This is a genomic window from Mesorhizobium sp. P2_D1, assembly GCF_056404455.1.
On sequence record NZ_JBFUDZ010000145.1, the window covers coordinates 1 to 943 of the forward strand.

General features: G+C 64.8%; 2 protein-coding genes. Both read left to right on the forward strand.

Annotation, left to right across the window (positions count from 1 at the left end; translation table 11 throughout):
- Positions 1 to 681, forward strand: a 681-nt coding sequence (locus AC1D0I_RS32615) for an FAD-dependent monooxygenase (protein WP_477400186.1), incomplete at its 5' end; no start/stop codon positions are given.
- A 6-nt stretch (positions 682 to 687) separates the two neighbouring features.
- Positions 688 to 943: hypothetical protein (locus AC1D0I_RS32620; RefSeq protein WP_477400187.1), on the forward strand; the 256-nt coding region annotated here is incomplete at its 3' end.

Below are 943 nucleotides of genomic sequence, written 5' to 3' on the forward strand. Positions count from 1 at the left end.
CTCGGCCTGAACACTGGCGCCACCGACGCGCACAACCTGCCTTGGCGCCTCGCCTGGGTACACAAGGGTCTTGCGCCCGAGTCGCTGCTCGACGGCTACGAGCAGGAGCAGAAGACTATCGCCGTCAAGGGCGCCGGCGAAATGGCGGAAGCCGCGCGGCATCTTATGGATGCCAGGGGCGATGCCACTGACGTGATGTCCGGCTCGGACTGGGCCAATGTATATACGCGTTCATTGCTTGGCATGCGTCTCGACGTCAACGGCACCGGCTCATGGTCGATGGCCTGCACCGAGCTTGCCCCCGCATGCGTCGGCGAGCGGCTCCCCGACTTCCGCCTGCAGGGTCCGGACGGCCAACCGATGCGGGCTCATGATCTGATCGATGGGAACTTCCTCGCGCTCCATTTCTGCGATGCCCGCCGCCGGCTGGACATGCCCGCCGATGACGGTGAGCGCCTTCGCCATTTCGCGGTTTCGCGTTGGGACATCCCCGCGTCAGACCCTCTTCGCGCCCGCATGGTGCTTGATATCGGCGACGCATTCCGCACGCGGCTGGGGGTTGGAGACGGGACCGTGGTGCTGATCCGACCGGACGACCATATCGTCCTGATCTGCAGCGAGGGAACCTTTCGCGACGAAGCTGCGAAGGCCATGCCCGCCCGCCCGCTACAGAAGGACTAGGACAGCATGGCTATCGTACTGGACACGCATACCCATCTCGTACCGGTGCAATCGCGCCATCTCTCGGGCGTGCGAGGCATCGAATGGGATGCGGCTACCGAAAAGCTTCTGGTCGACGGCAAGACGATCGGCATGAAGCACCTTTTCCGGCCCTCGGCGCTCATCGACTGGATGGATCGGTTCTCCATTGGCCACGCCTGGGTCTCGCCGCCGCCGCCACTGTTCAGGCCGCAACTGGACGCTGGAGCGACCGGCGAATGGG